The organism is Pseudomonas sp. DWP2-2 (assembly GCF_049897065.1).
Lineage (GTDB): Bacteria > Pseudomonadota > Gammaproteobacteria > Pseudomonadales > Pseudomonadaceae > Aquipseudomonas > Aquipseudomonas paracarnis.
The window spans coordinates 592713-612092 of sequence record NZ_JAFCVN010000001.1 but is presented as its reverse complement, the minus strand read 5'-3'; the positions used below and the strand labels follow the sequence as shown (position 1 = coordinate 612092).

At 57.6% G+C, this 19380-nt stretch carries 11 protein-coding genes and 1 pseudogene; 7 read left to right on the top strand and 5 right to left on the bottom strand.

Features of this window, described 5'->3' with window-relative positions:
• The first annotated feature begins 460 nt into the window (after positions 1 to 460).
• From recC to ACP7CZ_RS02525, 4 genes are read left to right on the top strand one after another with little or no spacing between them, the layout of a single operon-like run.
• A complete protein-coding gene (recC, locus tag ACP7CZ_RS02540) occupies positions 461 to 3940 on the top strand; it encodes an exodeoxyribonuclease V subunit gamma (protein WP_106120188.1) in 3480 nt (1159 codons plus the stop codon).
• The gene (gene recB, locus ACP7CZ_RS02535; protein ID WP_284185321.1) at positions 3937 to 7632 is read left to right on the top strand and encodes an exodeoxyribonuclease V subunit beta; all 3696 of its coding nucleotides are present in this window, start codon (positions 3937 to 3939) and stop codon (positions 7630 to 7632) included. Before recC ends, recB begins: the two co-directional genes overlap by 4 nt.
• A complete protein-coding gene (recD, locus tag ACP7CZ_RS02530; protein ID WP_153334704.1) occupies positions 7629 to 9746 on the top strand; it encodes an exodeoxyribonuclease V subunit alpha in 2118 nt (705 codons plus the stop codon). The genes recB and recD overlap by 4 nt, the downstream gene beginning before the upstream one ends.
• Positions 9743 to 13999, top strand: a complete 4257-nt coding sequence (locus ACP7CZ_RS02525) for a sacsin N-terminal ATP-binding-like domain-containing protein (RefSeq protein WP_153334703.1) — start codon at positions 9743 to 9745, stop codon at positions 13997 to 13999. The genes recD and ACP7CZ_RS02525 overlap by 4 nt, the downstream gene beginning before the upstream one ends.
• Before the next feature lie 36 nt (positions 14000 to 14035).
• Here ACP7CZ_RS02525 and ACP7CZ_RS02520 read toward each other — a convergent pair whose 3' ends face one another.
• Positions 14036 to 14200 (bottom strand): hypothetical protein, encoded by a 165-nt coding sequence (locus ACP7CZ_RS02520; protein WP_170059734.1) that lies wholly within the window; start codon positions 14198 to 14200, stop codon positions 14036 to 14038.
• A gap of 71 nt (positions 14201 to 14271) precedes the next feature.
• Positions 14272 to 15267, bottom strand: a complete 996-nt coding sequence (locus ACP7CZ_RS02515) for a helix-turn-helix transcriptional regulator (protein WP_284185322.1) — start codon at positions 15265 to 15267, stop codon at positions 14272 to 14274.
• A 105-nt stretch (positions 15268 to 15372) separates the two neighbouring features.
• Between ACP7CZ_RS02515 and ACP7CZ_RS02510 the strand changes: the two genes are divergently transcribed.
• Positions 15373 to 15807, top strand: a complete 435-nt coding sequence (locus tag ACP7CZ_RS02510; RefSeq protein WP_106120184.1) for a hypothetical protein — start codon at positions 15373 to 15375, stop codon at positions 15805 to 15807.
• A 2-nt stretch (positions 15808 to 15809) separates the two neighbouring features.
• Here the strand turns inward: ACP7CZ_RS02510 and ACP7CZ_RS02505 are convergent, their stop codons facing one another.
• Together ACP7CZ_RS02505 and ACP7CZ_RS02500 are read right to left on the bottom strand one after the other, a co-directional pair.
• The gene (locus tag ACP7CZ_RS02505) at positions 15810 to 16115 is read right to left on the bottom strand and encodes a hypothetical protein (RefSeq protein WP_153334701.1); all 306 of its coding nucleotides are present in this window, start codon (positions 16113 to 16115) and stop codon (positions 15810 to 15812) included.
• An 8-nt stretch (positions 16116 to 16123) separates the two neighbouring features.
• Positions 16124 to 17149, bottom strand: coding sequence for a hypothetical protein (locus tag ACP7CZ_RS02500; RefSeq protein WP_178128580.1), 1026 nt, complete (start codon positions 17147 to 17149; stop codon positions 16124 to 16126).
• A 125-nt stretch (positions 17150 to 17274) separates the two neighbouring features.
• On the opposite strand from ACP7CZ_RS02500, the pseudogene ACP7CZ_RS02495 reads away from it, so the two are divergent.
• Positions 17275 to 17514: pseudogene (locus ACP7CZ_RS02495) on the top strand (transporter substrate-binding domain-containing protein); the annotation flags it as partial.
• 210 nt (positions 17515 to 17724) lie between these two features.
• Positions 17725 to 18402 (top strand): hypothetical protein, encoded by a 678-nt coding sequence (locus ACP7CZ_RS02490; RefSeq protein WP_106120183.1) that lies wholly within the window; start codon positions 17725 to 17727, stop codon positions 18400 to 18402.
• Positions 18403 to 18485: 83 nt separating this feature from the next.
• Here ACP7CZ_RS02490 and ACP7CZ_RS02485 read toward each other — a convergent pair whose 3' ends face one another.
• Positions 18486 to 19361, bottom strand: coding sequence for a WYL domain-containing protein (locus ACP7CZ_RS02485; RefSeq protein WP_106120182.1), 876 nt, complete (start codon positions 19359 to 19361; stop codon positions 18486 to 18488).
• Positions 19362 to 19380: the final 19 nt, after the last annotated feature.

Sequence of the window (19380 nt, the reverse complement as noted above, 5' to 3'; positions counted from 1 at the left end):
TTGATGTTTTCTATGTCATGCAGATCATCGCCAGGCGGGCGAAAGGGGGTATGGAGTTCAGTGATCATGCCGTTCAGCGCTGTACCCAGCGGGGAGTTCGTGCGCTTCAGGATGAGTGGTTTCGCAAATTTGGTGTGCGAATCTGGAAGTACGGCGCCGAGATTTAACTGTTTGATCTTGTTGGACTTGATGGCCTGCTACAAAGCGTGTGCAGACAGGACCGACAACTCGCCGAAAAATCCCGCAACAGTTATGCGGTTGTGAGTGCCGATCGTGTCATTACGGTCGGTCATCGAAACACCTCTTTTTGGCTCGAAAAACCGGTCTGCGCTCAGCAGCTGCGCTTGGCCTGGTTCCGATTTTGAAGGCGTTCAGGGCGAATCTGGCCCTAGTGTACTAACAGCTTTTCCGATGCCGGCACCCAGGTGTTGGCGACAGTCTAAGAATGTGGGAGTGGTTTATGCAGGACGCTGACGAGTTGAAGCCAGGCTTCATGATTATCCACAGCAATCGTCTTGATGATTTGCGAGCCTTGGCTGTGAATTGGATGCAGCGTTATCCGCTGGCACCACTGGAAAACGAAGTTGTGCTGGTCCATAGCAATGGTATTTCTCAGTGGCTCAAGCTGGCCCTGGCCGATGACCCTCAAGCAGGCGGTTGCGGCATTGCAGCTGCGCTGGATGTGCAGTTGCCGGCACGTTTTCTGTGGCAAGCCTATCGATCAGTGCTGGGTAAGGACTCAACACCTGAAACCTCGCCACTGGACAAGACTCCCCTGAGCTGGCGGCTGATGCGCTTGCTGCCGCAGCTGATGAGCAAGCCTAATTTCCAGAGCCTGCAGCGGTTTCTGGAGCAGGACGACGATCTGCGCAAGCGTCATCAGTTAGCCGAGCGTCTGGCCGATTTGTTCGATCAGTACCAGGTGTACCGTGCGGACTGGCTGGAAGACTGGGCTGAAGTCCGCGACCAGCTCAAGCAGATTAATGGCATACCCAACCCGCTGGATGCCGATAATCTCTGGCAGGCTGACCTGTGGCGCGAGCTGTTGCTGGATGTCGGCGAAGGCGCGCTTGAGCGCAGCCGAGCAGGTGTCCATAAGCGCTTTGTTACCCGCTTGCAGTCGGTGGAGCAGGCTCCGCAGGGCCTGCCGCGGCGGATCGTGGTGTTTGGTATTTCGTCGATGCCGGCTCAGGTGCTCGAAGCTCTGGCGATGCTCTCGCGTTTCAGTCAGGTACTGCTCTGCGTGCATAACCCCTGTCGTCACCACTGGATCGATATTGTCGCCGACAAGGATCTGCTGCTGCACAGCTACAAACGTCAGCAGCATAAGGTCGTTAGCCCGGCACTGGGCGCGGATTCGCTGCATCAAAATGGTCAGCCGTTGCTGGCCGCCTGGGGCAAGCAGGGTCGCGACTATATCAATCTTCTCGACAGCTACGATGCCCCCTCCAGCTACCGGCATCTGTTTGACGACGTGAACGGCGGACGAATCGACCTGTTCAGCGAAGAGGAGGCACCGACGCTGCTATCGCAGTTGCAGGACGACATTCTGGAACTGCGCCCACTGGCTGAAACTCGCGAACACTGGGCGCCGGTACTGTCGGACAAGGATCGCTCGGTACGTTTCCATGTGGCGCACAGCCCCCAGCGAGAAGTGGAAATCCTCCATGACCAGCTGCTGGCCCGTTTCAGTGCAGACTCGGGGCTCAGCCCGCGTGATGTGATTGTCATGGTCCCGGACATCAATGCGTATGCGCCGCACATCGAGGCAGTCTTCGGGCAAGTGCCTTACCACGACCCGCGTTACATCCCGTTTACTCTCGCCGACCAAGGGCAGCGTGGTCGCGAGCCGCTGTTAATCGCGCTGGAGCACTTGCTCAAGCTGCCGCAGAGCCGTTTTGCGGTAAGCGATATTCTTGACCTGCTTGATGTACCCGCGCTTCGTGCCCGCTTTGGCGTCACCGAGGCCGATCTGCCTACGCTGCATCGCTGGATTGAAGGATCCGGTATCCGCTGGGGACTCGATGGGGCGCAGCGTGAAAGCCTGGACATGCCAGCCGGGCTTGAACAAAACACCTGGCGCTTCGGCTTGCGCCGCATGCTGCTGGGATATGCCGCGGGCAAAGGCCCGGCGCTGGACGGCATCGAGCCTTACGACGAAGTCTCCGGCCTCGAAGCCGCGCTGGCAGGCCCGTTGCTGACCCTGCTCGATCACATGGAAATCGCCCGTCTGGACTTGCAGCAACCCACAGTGCCGAAGGTTTGGGTTGAGCGTTTACAGTCGCTGCTCAAGGTGTTTTTCCGGCCCGTTGGCGAGGCCGATGAATTGCTCGTCAACCAACTGCTGAAGATTCTCGATGACTGGCTGAAAACCTGCAACCAGGCTGAGTTTGATGAGGCGGTGCCGCTGAGTGTTGTCCACGAAACCTGGCTTGGCGGCATAGATCAGGGCGGCCTGTCGCAACGCTTCCTGGCGGGCGCGGTGAATTTTTGTACCTTGATGCCGATGCGTGCGATCCCCTTCAAGGTGGTGTGCTTGCTTGGCATGAATGATGGCGACTACCCTCGCCAGCAGTCCCACGTCGACTTCGACCTGATGCGTCATGACTACCGTCCCGGTGACCGTTCCCGCCGTGAGGATGACCGCTACCTGCTGCTTGAGGCGCTACTGTCGGCCAGGGATCAGCTGTATGTCAGTTGGGTGGGGCGCAATATCCGCGACAACAGTGAGCGGGTGCCATCGGTTTTGATCGGGCAACTGCGCGATCACCTGTCGACCGGTTGGCGACTGAGCGGTAGCGAGGAGAATCCGAAGGCACTGATTGACGCTCTGACCCTGGAACACCCGCTGCAGCCCTTTAGCCCTTCGTACTTTGCGAATTTGTCGGGGCCGGACGGTCTGTTCACCTATTCCCATGAGTGGCGCAACGTCCATACGGTTGCCGAGGCAGTGCAGGCGCCGATCGAGCTGACACCGCTCCAGCAAGACACGCCTTTGAACCTGCGCCAACTGGCGGGTTTTCTGCGCGATCCGGTGGCTGCGTTCTTTCAACAGCGCCTCAAGGTACATTTCGACAGTGATGAAATGGTCAGCCGCGATGAGGAGCCTTTTGAGCTGGACGCGCTGGAGAATTGGCAGCATCAGGAAACCTTGAGCCAATCACTCAAACGCTGGGTCGAGGAGTCCTATCAGCCTGAGCATATGGACGCCCAGCTGGAACAGCATGTGCAGCGTTTGCAACGGGAGGGCAAATTGCCCTTGGCGGCATTCGGCTCACTGAGTGCGGCCAAGCTTGCTGGACCGCTTCCTGATCTGATGGCGCGTTACCACGCGGCCATTCAGGAATGGAGCGAGGTAGAGCCAGGCCAGATCGAGCTCAGGTGCGAGCCGACGGATTCGACGCCAGGCTTCGTCGACTGGCTGGGCGGGCTGCGCCGTAACGCCGGGAAGGACTTGGCCTACGTGCAACTGGTCAGCAATAAACTGCTCACCGACGACGGTTTTCGTTGGCATAACCTTGTCCGTCTCTGGGTACGGCACATTGCTTTGCAGCTGGGTACCGAGCCGTGCACGACGATTTTGGTTTGTCTCAACGGCAATGTGCTGTTCCCGCCATTGAGCAAGGCCACTGCGCGAGACCATCTGCAGCACTTGCTGCAATACTGGGTCGAGGGCATGTGCGAACCGCTGCCGGTTGGCTGCAAGACTGCTTTCGCCTGGTTGTCGGGCAGTGGGGGCGCGGCTCTGGACCAGGCCAGGGAAACATTCGAGGGCGGCTATATGGTGACCGGAGAGGTCGCCAGTTCGGCCGCCTTGCGCCGCGCTTATCCCGACTTTGATGCATTGTCTGGTGATGGACGATTTACGTTGTTGGCCGAACAACTGTATGGCCCTCTGTTTAACCATCTTTCATCTGCTGGCGCAGGGAGCGACCTATGAATCCCGTGAATCTGGAGTCTCTGAATTTTCCGTTACACGGCAGCCGTCTGATCGAGGCTAGCGCCGGGACCGGCAAGACATTCACTATTGCGTTGCTGTATGTGCGGCTGGTGCTTGGGCACGGCGGCGCGAATGCATTCAAAGAGCCGCTCAATCCTCCGCAGATTCTGGTCGTGACTTTTACCGACGCCGCCACTCAGGAATTGCGGGATCGTATCCGCCTGCGTTTGAGTGAAGCCGCGCATTGTTTCGCCGAGCCCCTCGGTAGTCACGATTCGTTATTGGAGCAACTACGCGCTGATTATCCGGCTGAGCAGTGGCCCAATTGCGCCCGTCGCCTACAACTGGCCGGCGAGTGGATGGATGAGGCGGCGGTCTCGACCATCCATGGCTGGTGTTATCGGATGTTGCGTGAGCATGCCTTCGACAGCGGCAGCCTGTTCACCCAGACGCTGGAAACCGATCAGAGCGAATTGCTGGCCGAGGTGGTGAGGGATTACTGGCGGCGGCATTTTTATGGGCTATCGCTGGATCAGGCTGAGGTGATCGCCGACTATTTCAGCGGGCCTCAAGAGTTGGGTCAGCTGCTCTCGTCCTTGCTGGCGCGACGTACTGCGAGCTTCATGCATGGCGGCGCAGTATTGCCTGCCCCCGGAACCCTGGCGGCCTTGCTCAAGGCGCCTGCTGACTGGAAGGTCAGCCTCTCTGCATTGGAGCAGCTCGCACGAACGGCATGGCGCGATGACCGGCAGCAGATTGAACAATTGCTGCACGGCATGCGCAGCAAGCTGCATGGCAATACCTATCGGGGCGTCAAGGATGATCAGGTATTTGCCGGGTGGCTTGAGGCCTTGGCGAACTGGAGCCAGGGCCAGACCGCACCTGGCAATCTGAGCAAGTTTGGTCAGGAGCGTTTCAAGCTCACCGGTGGCGCACAGGCCCCATCGCATCCAGCGTTCGCAGCCATCGACGCCTTGGCGGACCATCAAGCAAGCAAGCAGGACATTCGGGCCCAGTTGCTACTTCATGCGCTGGCTGAAATCAGCGAGCGTTTCGATACCGAAAAACTGCGCCGCGCCGAAATCGGCTTCGATGATCTGCTCAATCGGCTCGATGCGGCGCTGCAGAGGCAGTCGGGTGAGCGACTGGCAAAAACTGTTCGTGAGCAGTATCCGGTTGCCTTGATCGATGAATTTCAAGACACCGACCCTGTGCAGTACCGGATTTTCGAGAGCATCTACCGCATCGCCGACAACTCGCCGGACAGCGGCCTGTTCATGATCGGTGACCCCAAGCAGGCGATCTATGCCTTCCGTGGCGCGGATATCTACACCTACCTGAGCGCCCGTGAAGCCACCAGTGGACGGCATTACACCCTGGGTAAAAACTTCCGCTCCACCGAAGCCATGGTCACGGCCGCCAACCGCTGTTTCGAGTTTGCCGAAGGACATCCGCGAGCGGCCTTTCGGTTTGCCCGGGAAGGCTTTGCCAACCCAGTGCCGTTTTCCGCCGTGCTTGCCAAGGGTCGCGAGGCGCGTCTGGAAATAGGCGGTGGGGCCACTGCCGCGATGACGTTGTGGATACTACCCGGCGCTGACGGCATGATCAGCACCGGGGCGTACCGGCGAGGCATGGCAGAAGCAGCGGCTTCGGCTATTCAATCCTGGCTGGTGCCGGGTGGTGCCCAGCAAGCAGGTCTGCGGCAGGCCGATGGCAGCTTCGTTGCCCTGAGACCGGCCGACATCGCGATTCTGGTGCGCAATCGAACCGAAGCCGAGGCCATCCGCAAGTCGCTGTCCCAGCGCAAGCTGGCCAGCGTCTATCTGTCTGATCGCGACTCGGTGTTTGACAGTCCAGAAGCCCAGGACCTGCTTTATCTGCTGCGTGCCTGCGCTGAGCCTTCAGTGGATCGGCTGCTCAGGGCGGCGCTGGCGACGCGCAGCATTGGCTTAAGCTGGCTGACGCTGGAGCAGCTCAACCATGACGAACTTTACTGGGAGCAACAGGTTTTACGCTTCCGGGATTACCGTCATCTCTGGCAGCAGCAAGGTGTGCTTCCGATGCTGCGCAAACTGATGGCAGACTTTCAGATACCCGCGCGTTTGTTGCTGCAGACCGACGGCGAACGCAGCCTGACCAACTTGCTGCATCTGGCCGAATGGCTGCAGCGTAGCGCCACTGAGCTGGACGGCGAAAATGCATTGATTCGTCACTTGGCCGAGCAGCTGCAAGCTGCCAGTGAAGAAGAAATACTGCGTCTGGAAAGCGATGCCGATCTGATTAAAGTCATCACCGTCCACAAATCCAAGGGGCTGGAGTATCCACTGGTTCTGCTGCCATTCATTTGCAACGCGACTGAACTCAATGGTCGCAGCAAGTCGCCGCCGATGTTCCATGGCGACGATGACGGCGAGTTGTGCATCGAATTGGGCAAGTCCGAGGCAGCCAGGGTGGCGTATGAAAAAGCCAACGACGAGCGTCTGGGCGAGGAAATGCGTCTGCTCTATGTGGCATTGACCCGTGCCCGTTACGCCACCTGGCTGGGTATCGCAGCAGTGGGTCGCTCCAATGGCAAGGCGACCGATCTGGATAAAGGCGGCCTGGGTTATCTGCTGGCTGGCGGTGACAAGATTGTTGCCGGGCAACTTGAGTCGCTTTTGTCCGACCTGCGCGGGGACTGCGAACACATCGTCTGTGAACCAGCACCCGAGGCCACAGATGATTGTTATACACCACCACTAAAAGCCGAGCTCAGCCAGGCATTGATCCCCCTGCATAAGCCCGCCTCAAACTGGTGGATCGCCAGCTACTCGGCACTGTCCATCGCCGACGGCAACCAATTGATGGGCGCCGAAGCCGGTCAACGGCTTGAGCCTGCCACGGCCCTGGAGGCGAACCTCACCGAGGAAGGCCTTGCTGTGGATGAAATAGTCGCGACGCTTTCTGCGGGTCCGGGCATTCACGGTTTTCCCCGTGGCGCAGGCCCCGGTACTTTCCTGCATGGGTTGTTCGAGTGGGCGGGTAACGAAGGCTTCGCGAAAGCTCAGGCCATGCCCGAGTCGATCGACAGCACAGTTGGCCGCCGTTGCAACCTGCGAAGCTGGGAAACCTGGATCGAACCACTGGCGGCTTGGCTCAAATCCTATCTGAGTACACCGCTGCGTTTTGACGGCAGCTCGGTCAGCCTGAGTGGCTTGAGCACCTATCAGGTGGAGATGGAGTTCTGGTTTTCCAGTCAGTCGGTAAATGTCCAGCAGCTCGACAAATTGGTGCGCCAATATACCTTGAATGGCGAACCGCGACCGGTACTCAATCCCGGCCAGCTGAACGGTATGTTCAAAGGCTTTATCGACCTGACGTTCGAACATCAGGGGCGCTACTACGTGGCCGACTACAAGTCCAACTGGCTGGGCCGCAATGACGACAGTTATGACGCTGCAGCGATGGCCGAAACCATGCTCAGCAAGCGCTACGACCTGCAGTTCTGCCTCTATCTGCTGGCCCTGCATCGGCAATTGAAGTTGCGCCTACGTGACTATGACTACGACCGGCACATGGGCGGTGCTGTGTATCTATTCGTGCGCGGGCACCATTCCGCCAGCCAGGGTGTGCATTTCGAAAGACCGCCTCGCCAACTCATCGAACAAATGGACAGACTTTTCATGGGCCAGCACACGGAGGTGGCAGTATGATCCTGACACTCAAACAACTCAGTGACAGTCAGCGCAGCAGCGACGCACCTGCGATTGCCCTGTCTCAGGCTTCTAGCCAGGATTTGCTGCAGCAGTTGGAGCTTTGGGTGACCCGCGGTTGGCTGCGCGCCCTGGATCGTTCAATGGCCGCGTTCGTCCTGGAGCAGGACCCCCAAGCGCCGCCAAGTGTCCTGTTGGCGATTGCGATGACCAGCCATCAATTGGGCCGAGGGCATTCCTGTCTCGATCTGACGGCAACCCTCAGCGCGCCGGACTTCGTCCTTTCGCTGCCGCCTGAAGGCGATGAGGGCGGACAGCTACCATCGCAGTGGTTGCACTGCGTGGATGCGGTCACCTGGCGTCAGGCGTTGGCTGCCAGTGGTCTGGTCGAGGATCGCGACACCCTACGACGTTACCCGGAGCGCCCCTTGGTGCTCGCCGGGCAACGCTTGTACCTGCGACGCTTTTGGAACTACGAGCAGAAAATTGCCAAAGCGCTCAGCGCTCGACTGACTCAGCCGTCGATCACCCCCGATCATTTGTCCAAACGGCTCGATGAATTGTTTCCAGAATCGGCCAAGGACGGTGGTCAGCGGATCACCGATTGGCAAAAGCTGGCCTGTGCGTTGGCTGCTCGTGGGCATTTCAGCGTGATCACCGGCGGGCCTGGCACCGGCAAGACCACGTCGGTGGTGCGCCTGCTGGGGCTGCTGCAGACCCCGGCCGTCGAGGCTGGCAAACCCTTGCGCATTCGCTTGGCCGCGCCGACTGGCAAAGCGGCTGCACGCTTGTCGGAGTCCATCGGCAAGGCGGTCAGCGAACTGCAAGTGACGGACGACGTTCGCCAGGCCATCCCCACCGATGTTTCGACGCTGCATCGCTTGCTGGGCAGTCGTCCCGACTCGCGCAACTTTATCCACCATCAGGACAATCTTCTCGCGCTGGATGTGTTGGTGGTCGATGAAGCATCGATGATCGATCTGGAAATGATGGCCTGCCTGCTCGATGCCTTGCCGCTGCAGGCACGCTTGATCATGCTCGGCGACAAGGACCAGTTGGCCTCTGTCGATGCTGGCGCCGTGCTGGGTGACCTGTGTCGCGACGCCGAGGCTGGGCGTTACTCTGCGGCGACCAGCGCCTGGCTCACTGAACACACCCACGAAGCAGTTGAAGCGACGGGCCTGCAACTTGGCGAGGGCCTGGGCGACCCGTTGGCGCAGCAGACAGTGATGCTGCGTTACTCGCGACGTTTCGATGCCAACAGAGGCATCGGACGCCTGGCAAAGCTGGTAAACGAAAAGAATGCTGGCGAGGCTCGACAACTGCTCGAACATCCGCCGGAACAACTGTTCAGCTTGAAACTGCGAGGCGAACAAGACAGCAAACTTACCCGTCTGATTATCGATGGTCATCCCGAGGCTGACGGCAAGCCCCCGGGTTATCGCTATTACCTGGAGCAACTGCAACAGCTGCGGCCGGCAACTGGCACTGTCTGGAACAGCGATGGCTGGGTGCAATGGGCGAGAAATGTTCTCAAAGCCTTCGATGAGTTCCGGCTGCTTTGCGCCTTGCGCCGTGGCCCTTGGGGCGTAGAAGGATTGAACCTGCGCGTGGCCGGCGAGCTGAAACATCGCAAACTGATCGACACCGACCATGGCTGGTACGAAGGCCGACCAGTGCTGGTCACCCGCAATGACTACAGCCTGGGATTGATGAATGGCGACATCGGCATAGCGCTCTACCTTCCTGTGCCCGATGACAGTCAACCCGGACGCATGAGCCTGCGGGTGGCGTTCCCCCGCAATGACGGCACTGGCGATGTACGCTTTGTCTTGCCCAGCCGGCTGGTTGAAGTCGAAACGGTCTACGCCATGACCGTGCATAAATCCCAGGGCTCGGAATTCAACCACACCGCGTTGCTGCTCCCTGATGCGCTAAACCCGGTGCTGACCAAGGAGCTGCTCTACACCGGCATTACCCGCGCGAAAAACTGGTTCAGCCTGATTGAGGCCGGCCCTGGGGTGTTTGAGGGCGCGGTGAGCCGCAATGTACAGCGTTTGAGTGGGCTGGCATTGCAGTTAAAGGCTGAGTTGTCCAAAGAGGCTCAACGATGATCGGTATCAAGGGATTACCCCGCAACCTTGCACAGGTGCGGGCCCTGTTGCACGCGCATCTCGAAGAACATCGGCACCTGCCGGAAAGTACTCGGCTGCGGGACCTGGGCTCGGAAAAAGCGGTGGTGCAGGATTATTCGGGACGGGTTGTCTTCGAGCTGCTGCAAAACGCCCTTGATCGCGCTACTGGCCATATTTTGCTTCGCTGGGATCGACAACGACAGATTCTCGAAGTCGCCAACGATGGACGCGCGATCACGACCCAGAGCGTGGACGGGCGTCGCTCCGATATTCAGGCGTTGCTGAGTATGCATTCGAGCAGCAAATCAGCTGGCGAAAGCATTGGCAATAAAGGTGTCGGCTTTCGTTCGGTATTTGGTGCCGGCAGTCAGGTCGAGGTCTGGAGTCGTGCTGAAGATGGCCATTGGTGGGGCATGCATCTGCAACATCCGGCGCGCTTCGCGGTGGCCGTTGACGGCTGGATCAGCCAGGACGCGGCCAGCTTTTACGCGCCGCTGATGCTCTCGGCCCAGCCAGAACTCGATTCAGAGCATGTCACACTGATTCGCTTGCAGGACATCAGAAAACCTGAGGTCGTTGCCAGCATTGAGGCATCCATGGCGGAGTTGAGCCGTGGACCGCTGGCCTTCCTGCAGGAGCGCTCCGCACTTGGCTTGCGCATTACCTTGAGTGTCGCAGGGGAGCAGGACGTCACCCATGTTATCGACGCCAAGAATTACCTGGCGATGGCGCAGCGGCACATGGCATTCCCCGTCGAAGTGCGTGCCAGTACCGGGTTGGATCTGGACGTCGCTGATGTGCGGGTGATTGCGTCCAATGACCCGAGCAACTCGCGCTACTGGTCCTATTTGCCCACCGAACAGCCTGCCGGGTTTGGCGTTCAGATTCACGGCGACTTCTACTTAAGCAATTCGCGCCGTCACCTGACGCTGCGAAAACTGGAAGGCACCGGGCAAGCGACTGACCCGGCTGGGTGGAATGCGACTTTGGTGCGTCTGGCCGCTGAGTGCATCGTTGAGCTCTGGCAAACGCCGGACGTTTGCCTGGCTGAAACATTCTGGGAATACGCCACGCCGCGTGCCTGTACTTGCCCGCACCTGAAACGCGAAGTCGCCACACTGTTCTGGCAGGCGCGCGGAGCGGTATTTGAAAGCATGGTGAAGAAGAGTTTTTCGACTGGCCGGACATGGCCTCTGGTGCGCTACCGACAGCTGTTCGAGGCGCTTGAAGCCTGGGCGGATTACGCTTATCGCAACCTGAAGCTCGGTTATCTTTCATCGCACCGTGAATATCTGCTAGCGCGGATTCAGGCCAGTGGCGCCAAGGTCCTGCCGATTGTCAGCGAGGGGTTGGAGGAGAATGCGCCTGTCCTGCGCGCGCAGCCGCTGGTTCAAATTGCCAGGGGGCAGCATCGTGGTGCCGAAGGCGACCGCATCTACTACCGCCGCTCAGGGCTTGAAAATCAAACCGAGCTGGCTCAAGTGATCATGCGTCAGAAGTCCTTTATCACGACCTTCACGCCTGCCTTGGATATGTCACTCGCGCAACAAGGACTGATCAACTTTGATCGACCAGAAATACTCGCGCAACTGCGTCCTGGGGACAACGAAGACGATCATGTCGAGCTGGTCTGCGCCGCGCTGGCCTTGGCCGGTCATGAGGGCACTGGCGGCGTTGGCTCGTTTTTGCGTCGGGCGAAGGAGCGTGGTGTCGGCGCGGCCTGGCGTTTTGTTAGCAAGGAAACTGCCGCCAGTGCTGGTGCAAGCCTGGCCAGCCTGATGGTGAAAGGGATGGATGGCCATTGGCATGCCGCACAGACGTGTGCACGAGTCAAAGGACCGTGGCCGCAACTGGATGAGCTCTGGCTGGCTGAAGTTGTGGACGGTATTGTGCCGTCGCCCACCATCGATGATCTGTGTCTGCTATTGGGGATTGGCCCTATTCCATTGTCCGACCCTGAAACGATCGCATTGCCCGATGAGTTGCCGGTCGAAACGATGACCGAGCTTGTTGCGCGCTGGCCATTGCTTTCCGGCTTTCTCGCCCGAGAGGAAGGCCGGCATCTGTTGGCTGCCCTGGAGCGGTGCCGCTGGCTGCACAGCGGCGGCACGGTGATTATCCGTGACGGGCTGCATGGCCAGGGTCCCTATGCGCCATTGGACATCTGGCGCCAGCGGAGCAGTGGGGGGTTCAGAACCTTGTTGTTGCCGCGTTTGGAAGTAGAACGAGGCAATGACGCGACCTGGTACGCCCAGCTTGGGATTGCCAATGCACTGGAGACCAATGGCGCCGAGCGGGTGCGCCGCGCTTTTGAGCGCCTGCGGCACATTGATCCGCGCACATTGGACTCGGCGGCGCTGCGTGATTTGCGCGAGCTGTATCGCAGTCTGATGGATTTGACCCTCAAGCACGAAAGCCTGACACCGCCCTTGCTCTATCGAGTCGTCGGCGAAGCGGGGCGCCAACAAGGACTGGCGTGGGGCAGCGCAGGGGACCGCATCTGGCACGATAGTGGGGAAAATCCCACCGCATTGCTCTCGTTCAACGACATCAAATTGTGGGTGGTCAGAAAACTGAGCAAAGAGAACGCCTGCCGCTACGGTTTGGAGCATTTCGAACCGAAAACCGCAAAAATCAGCTGCCACGGTGACAGTAATGATCCGCTGGCGGTGAAGCTGCGTAGCCAGTTGCATTTGGCTATGCCGGATCTGATGGCCGCTGCCAGCGCGGCGCACAACGATTTCAATGCCAGCAAGGCGTTGGAGGTTTTCGCCAGATTGATCATCCGCCACTATGACGATGTCTGGATCGAATGGTCGTTTGACGGCAAGCTCGGCTGCCTGGGCAAAGACTCGGTAGGTGATGTCTTTGAACACGTCACGCAGCAGGGGGCGCATGAGCTCTGGTTCGATGGGCCGGATGTGCCCTTGGTCGAATGCGCGCATCCCTTGAGCCAACTGCTGACAGAAAAGCGGGCATTCGGTGCGTTGTTCAAGGATGGGCTGCATGCGTGGAGCAATGCTGCGGATTCTGTCGGTGAAGACGGGCGAGTGTCGGGAGCCGTTCAGCGCTTTCGTCGTGAGTATGGAATTTCCGATCAGGAGGTAGCGGAGTTCCGGTTGCGTATTGACGCCCTTGTGTTGACTGCCGAAGAGCGGTTGCTGTGGGTGGCGTCGGTTCGTGAAGTACTGCAAAGCTTCGCGTCGGGCCTGAGCTGCGAGCCATTTCCAGGTATGGTGATCAGACCGGAGATTTTTTTGAATGCCCGGAATGTCGCAGAAGATGAGGTGACAGAGGCATTGGCCGGGATCAGCAAGCTTCGTCCGCTTGTCGACTTCGCAGGCACGCATGCATCGGCGTTGGCGCTGGCCGACACCTTGCCTGCTCTGGCAGCTGCGATTGAAGCGACTCCTCGTGAACGCTGGATTGAAGCGTTGCTGGAAGGGTTGCAGAAGGAAGTCAGGGTTGAGCATGCCGACGAGAGCGCACAGCTGAAAATGATGGATTTCGATCCCCAGGTAATCTTGCATCGTCGGTTGGATATTGAGCCGCAAGACCAGGCGCCCTCAACGGATGCTCTGGCATTTGCGAGCGGGAAGTTGGTCCTAAGTGCGCTGCCCGAAGCTCTTGATAAGTTGGGCTTAAAATCGTTCAGTGCAACGCGCGTCAGTATGATTGCCCGCGATGCTCCTCAGGATGAGGATCATTTCATTCGTGATGCCCGACGCAAGGCGACAGGTGGGTTACGGGCCGAGGAGGCCGTTCTGGACCATTGCGTACCTGAAGCCATGCGTTGGCTCAAAGAGGACCCGGAAGGCTTTCACCAGGCATTGGCCGCGCCTCTGGCGTTTCTTGGGGATGAAGGTCAGCGGCGCTCGACACTGATAACCCGCGAAGAGCAAATGCGCAGCTTGCTTCACGTCGCAGAATACGTCGGTAACGCCGGATTCGATGTGCTGGTTCCACGTGACAGGCGCTTTCTGCAGGTCGAGGTCAAACGAGTCGCTCAATTGAAGAGCGGCAGGTTCTTCGTGTCTGACAACGAAAGACGGCGCGCGCTGGAATATCGCCAGCGAGAACTCGGTTGGCGACTTTGGCTGGTCTCAAGTGATGGAAAATCACGGGATGTCACCGAGGTGATGGATACCTTTGACAAGCACAGCGACGCGTTGCAAACACTCGCGAACGATGGATTACGTCCAAGTGAATGGATGTTTGTGCTCAAGGAATGACACTGAGCCAGCCCACGACCCCGTGTGTTGGTTTTCTCAACGCACCCGCACCGGACTGTTGGGACATTTATAGCCGGGGTATTGGGCTTCAGCCGTCACCTTAGCCATAGCCGAGGTGATGGCTTGCACTGTGATGGTGAAATTGGCCGCTGGACCTGCGTTAGGCGTGACACGTTGCATGAAGGCTTTGTAGGTTTTCATCGTCAAGACTCCTTGGATTTGGTAGGAGAAGAGTCTTTACGCAACGTGCGACACGCCATGTCGTATTCTAATTATTTCAAATAAAGTGCCGCCATTTTTTGTGCTGTGGCTGCCATTTTCTCGCGCAGGATAGACGGTTCGACCACTTCAAGATTGTCACCTTGGCTGAGAAGCCAAAGCTCTAGGCCTTGGCTTAGGTGGGTGCTGCCTACCATCGTACGGCAGCCATTTTCATCGAGCAGTTGTTGATCTTCTGTGAGTGGGTTTTCCGCTAGTCGCTCGTACATCTCTTGGCTTAAAAGCAGACGTAGCGGTACCGGCTCATCCGACGCAAGGCTGATCAGGCTACGCTGTGTGCTAACCGAGTTGATATCGTAGTTTTCAGGGGCCGCTATTGTTTCTGGAATTGTTGTGACTGAAATGAACCGATGTAGTGGCAAGGCCACTGGCCGGGTGTCTTTTTGATTCGCAAATACGCAGGAGAGGTAAATGTTGGAATCTTGATAGGACAATCCAAGCGGTAGAAGACGATAGGACTTAGCTTCGCGTGCGCCGCGCTTGAGGTATTGAGCTTCAACAGCGTAGTCATCAAGCAGCGCCTTTTGAAGGGTTTCGAGCACCTGAGGGTCTACTTTGCCCGGCCTTAAAGTGATGAAGCGGGTATTGCTGATGACTTTCTTAGACCAGTCCTGAGACGGCCGGGCTTCACGCATCAAAGACCGGGCATATTCATGCAGTGCCGAAAGATAGGTGACTTGGGCCGCCATACCAAACCGACTGGCGTGGTCCATGATCATCACTAGGCTCATCGCATCGGTCGGTAGCAGGCTTAGGCGAGAAAGTGATCTGTCTGCCCACCAGATCCTGGCTTTGGCTTTAGGTGATTTAGGTTTGCTTTTTACATGAGGGAAGCGTTTTTCCAACTCGCGTAGATGGCGTTGTAGGGTGCGTAGGTCGACAGATATTCCTTGATTTTCGAGGCGTTCATGGATGGTTTTTGTGTCGATGGCGCTTTCCATGCGAGGTAGCAAACCTAGCAGCACTTCCTGACGAAAGAGTTGTTCCACTGCGATATCCCTGACTTTCAATTATTTGGATTGCTATGCGATACAGGTTGTCGCGCCTGTCTGGAGATTGGTCGGGCCAATAAGTTCGCCGATCAGGACATGAGCATGACCAAAGACGCCCAGGTGTTCAACCTATTGGAGGGCATATTGCCCATGGTCAATAGCATCCGGTTTTTCGAGCCGGACGACGTGCTGGCCCTTATGCCGGCATCGGTATTCCTTCTCTACGAATTTTGGAGATCAGCCAAGCCAACGATTTTTGCCTGGCGACTTACTATCAAATCAAGGCCGCCAATCCGCTTCGCGGCATGGTCGAACCTGGCAGGTTACGAGTCCACTATGAATCTCTGCGTGGTGATGCGATGGCTCAATGGCAGTCGAGTACTGTTTGAGCCTGCTCTGGCCCGACGGCTTTTCAAGTTAGCCTTCGTTCTTGGTTCCGGAGAGGCGACAACTATCCTGACACCGGGGGAGACTGTCGGCTCAGATGCCCGCCCGACAATTATCACCGAGAAGATGTTCGTTTGGCCCATGGACTAATGTCAGCTAATCGTATCCTCATCCATCGTACGCAGAATGACCGGCGCGATGTCGGGCTGCCCGTCGACGTTCGTAGCTAACAGGTCTGCGTTCAGCGCCCATAGTTTGGTGCTGTGATTTACAATGAGTACCCCAAGACTTTCGAGAATCGCCGCCAGCTTGCTGGTGTCGGGGATGTTGCCACGTCCGTTTGTAGCGTGGTGGTATGCGGTTCCGATCCCTTCGGCGCTATCACCATTGCGTACGTTATCGGCCTTGTTGGCTAACGGGAAAGGCTGGATGCCGAACGTTTTCTGGAGGTTGCCCAAGGTTTTGTTTACGACCCCGATAGGGAAGTATGGACCTCCTTCAACGCTGAAACCTTCATCGGTGAGCTTGTAACGGAAGGGCTTGCGGCGAGTGGGTGTGCAGCAATCGATCCATGAGAGACCTGCTCGAGCTGTTGAGTTGATCCTTGGTCTTCCTCTGGGTAATTCCAAAGATCATACCCGATCATAAATAAAGCGGCCTCCAGGCGGCGGAGTGGATCAACGTTAGTTCCGTCACTGGCCAGGAATGCGCTCGCAGCAGCGTTTGGATGGGCAACTACACTGCTGAGAATCCAGCTTGCTTTCATGTTCCATTCCGCATAGTGGGAACCAGCTTTCAGGCGGGGGAAACGAAGCTTTCCTTCGGATGGGTTTCGGGATTTCACGAAATGCTTACCGGTTTCCTTCGCTGGTGCCCATGGGAAAGTCAAGGTTTCCGGCACAGTCTTCAGTTGTCGAGCTTTGCAGTACATCACTACGCCCCAGCCAAGCGCTGCTGCGACACGGCTGTCATAAATGACAAAGTCCTTGCAGACCAGCGAGTAGACCTTGGTCATGCCTGCGTTGAATCGGAGGTCTTTGGCCTGAAGGATGGGGACGTCGGTTACGCCAGCGTCGATGGCGTCACGGGTGGCTGATAGGGTAGCTGCCAGGCCGCGCACGTTCATATGGAGCCAGGTAACGTTATTGCTCTGTACACCGCCCCATATCATCACGTCGATAGCAGCTTGGCAGCACGCTCCATCGTTGACCGCTGGGGCGAGTGCCAACGCCTTCTGTAGGTCGGCCTTTAGTGCGCTGAGAGCTACATCGTTGCTCACTGCGGTTTTACCCGCCGGAACCTGCAGGCGCTTGATTGCAGGATGTTGCCATTGGTATACCGAGTAAGCGTCGGCAAGGCTGTCGCAATACCACAAGGTCTTACTCTGTCGATTCAGGTACTGATGACGAATCGTGGCGTTGTCCAGGTTGCCGCTGAGCCACTCGATGAAATCTTTTACGGTCGGATTAGTAAGGTAGTCATTGCGCGTCATGAGAGGCCCCCGTGATCGGTTTTTTGCGGTGAGGTTCCATTATCGCCAAGCTTGCGACAATTCCTGTCGTGACACTTTTCCTATGAGTGAAAAGGCGCTGACCGTGCGATTGCTCCGGTTATTCGCTGAGCTGCCTGAGTTTGGCCCGACTCTATGCAAAGGATTGGACTGTCATTCGCTTCGGTGTCGATCCCCGTTTCGCGCCGTTCGAGTCAAAGGCTCCCGCCGGTAATCTAGTGGGGCTCGACATCGATATCGGCAGCGCCATCGGTGCCCAGCTCAAGGTCAAATGCGTATCGATGGAAAGTCCCAGGGGCAGCGTCATCCCGGGGCTGAAAGCGAGGAAGTTCGACGGCATTCTTTCGTAGATGAGTGTGACGGAAAGGCTTGATGTGATTCTAGAGCGTGGACCGGCTGCGATATCCGGAACCTAAAGCGAGTTCAAGCAAGCATCCTCCCCCATTCATCCAATGCAGCAAACTCAAGATGCATGACTTCGTGTCGATACGTCTCTCATCGGTAACGCCCTTGGCGCAACTGGCGCTGCCCTCTGTTGACCCTTAAAGGAACAACCTATGTCGTTAAACCGGACCCAGATAGAGGCCCTGCAGCACTCCATCCATACCTATAGCTTCCCTTTGGACTACTACGATCACGCATTGCCGAAACAGCAGAACCCTCAGGTAGCGAGCAGTATTCAGCAACTGGAGTCGATCATTCAGACCCAACTGCGGTCGACGGTGCCTACCGATATCGAGCAAGGCCTGGGCAACATCATTTATTGGGGAAACGCGACGGCCGGCTACAGAGATAGCCGATTCGCAAAATTTAACTCACTGATTGGCTCGTTTGCTCCTTACGCCTCGTTCAATGGCCTGGTTAGCACAGGTACCCCCTCGTTGGCTGCGCTCAAGCGACTCGGGTTTCCCAGCTACTCAAATATCTCTTTCGTGTCCAAGATTCTGATGTTCCTGAACCCGCAGGAGTATTGCGTGCTGGATTTGCAAATCAGTAAGCTGAAGAAACAGACGCGGCCAATAAGTAGGGCTTTGGATCGACTGACCCTATATCCGACAAGCATTCCAATTACCCAAGCCAACGAGCAGGTGTACGATCTGTGGCGCTCTGAGTGCCGTTGCATCAGTTCGACTTACTACGGTGGGAGATACCGGGTGGCAGATGTGGAGCGTGGGTTTTTCCAGCTAATCAAGAACGACCTCGCCCAGGCCCACTCGATTTATGACGACTTCTGACGCGTTCGGTCCCTGAGTATTGCGCTGCAATGCGCAAGTTCAGGGAACGCGCTGCCTGGAATGGAGGTGTATGCCTGACTCCCTCAGTCATACAACCAGGGTTTCAACTCCTTCAGGTTCCCCACCACTATCTGTTGCGCCTCCGGCTTTGGGTCTAGATTCTTGGGATCGATCTGATACCGCTGCAACACATACTTCACTAACGCTTGGCGACTGGGAATCTCTAACTGCCCATCCATCATACCGAAATCAGTCTGGATGATCGCCTTCTGCGCCGGCGTCAGGCGTTCGTCGGGCTTGATGATCACCGCCACCTCGGTGTTCCAGACATCATCTCCATCGATGCCATTTTCGGTTTCATCATCCCGGACGTCGGGCACACCGCGTAGTCGACTCAGAACAAAATCGCGGTATTCACGGTTTTTTTCACAGTAGGCGCGAACGTGCCAGCGCATGCCGGTGTACACCAGGGTGTGCGGCGCGATCGTGCGGCCCTCGGGGTCTGGGCTGTTCAGCGAAACGTAGTCAATGTCCAGGCGCAGGTGGTCGCGGCAAGCCTTGAGCAACGGCCGAAGGATCTCCGCCTTGATCGAGCGATCCGGCACTTCCAGCACCTTGGTGTGGGCATAAGCGAGGGCCAGGCCCTCAACGTGCGGCGCGCGCGCATTGTTTTGATACAGCAGGTGCAAATAGGCGCTGGCACTGTCGTCAATGAACAGCGGCTTGAACGCCTTGCTGGGCACATAGCCCTTTATTTTTTTGTCATATGTAAGGTTTTTAGACGCATGCTCGTTGATGTAGGTGTTGATGTCTTTGGATGCCTGCTGTCGGCTGATGCCGAAGCTCTGCATCAAGTGCCCCGTGGTCAGGCGGCCTTCCCACCAGGCAACCGTTTCTATCAAACGATAGCGAAGTGCCAGGTCCCAGCGGACTTGTTCGATGGACTGCTTGCGTTTCATAACCTCTCCATGTGCGCGA

Excerpts from the sequence above, each read along its gene's own strand:
- recC (WP_106120188.1), top strand. The coding sequence starts at position 461 with ATGCAGGACGCTGACGAGTTGAAGCCAGGCTTCATGATTATCCACAGC.
- recB (WP_284185321.1), top strand. The coding sequence starts at position 3,937 with ATGAATCCCGTGAATCTGGAGTCTCTGAATTTTCCGTTACACGGCAGC.
- recD (WP_153334704.1), top strand. The coding sequence starts at position 7,629 with ATGATCCTGACACTCAAACAACTCAGTGACAGTCAGCGCAGCAGCGAC.
- ACP7CZ_RS02525 (WP_153334703.1), top strand. The coding sequence starts at position 9,743 with ATGATCGGTATCAAGGGATTACCCCGCAACCTTGCACAGGTGCGGGCC.
- ACP7CZ_RS02520 (WP_170059734.1), bottom strand. The coding sequence starts at position 14,200 with ATGAAAACCTACAAAGCCTTCATGCAACGTGTCACGCCTAACGCAGGT.
- ACP7CZ_RS02510 (WP_106120184.1), top strand. The coding sequence starts at position 15,373 with ATGACCAAAGACGCCCAGGTGTTCAACCTATTGGAGGGCATATTGCCC.
- ACP7CZ_RS02500 (WP_178128580.1), bottom strand. The coding sequence starts at position 17,149 with ATGACGCGCAATGACTACCTTACTAATCCGACCGTAAAAGATTTCATC.
- ACP7CZ_RS02490 (WP_106120183.1), top strand. The coding sequence starts at position 17,725 with ATGTCGTTAAACCGGACCCAGATAGAGGCCCTGCAGCACTCCATCCAT.
- ACP7CZ_RS02485 (WP_106120182.1), bottom strand. The coding sequence starts at position 19,361 with ATGAAACGCAAGCAGTCCATCGAACAAGTCCGCTGGGACCTGGCACTT.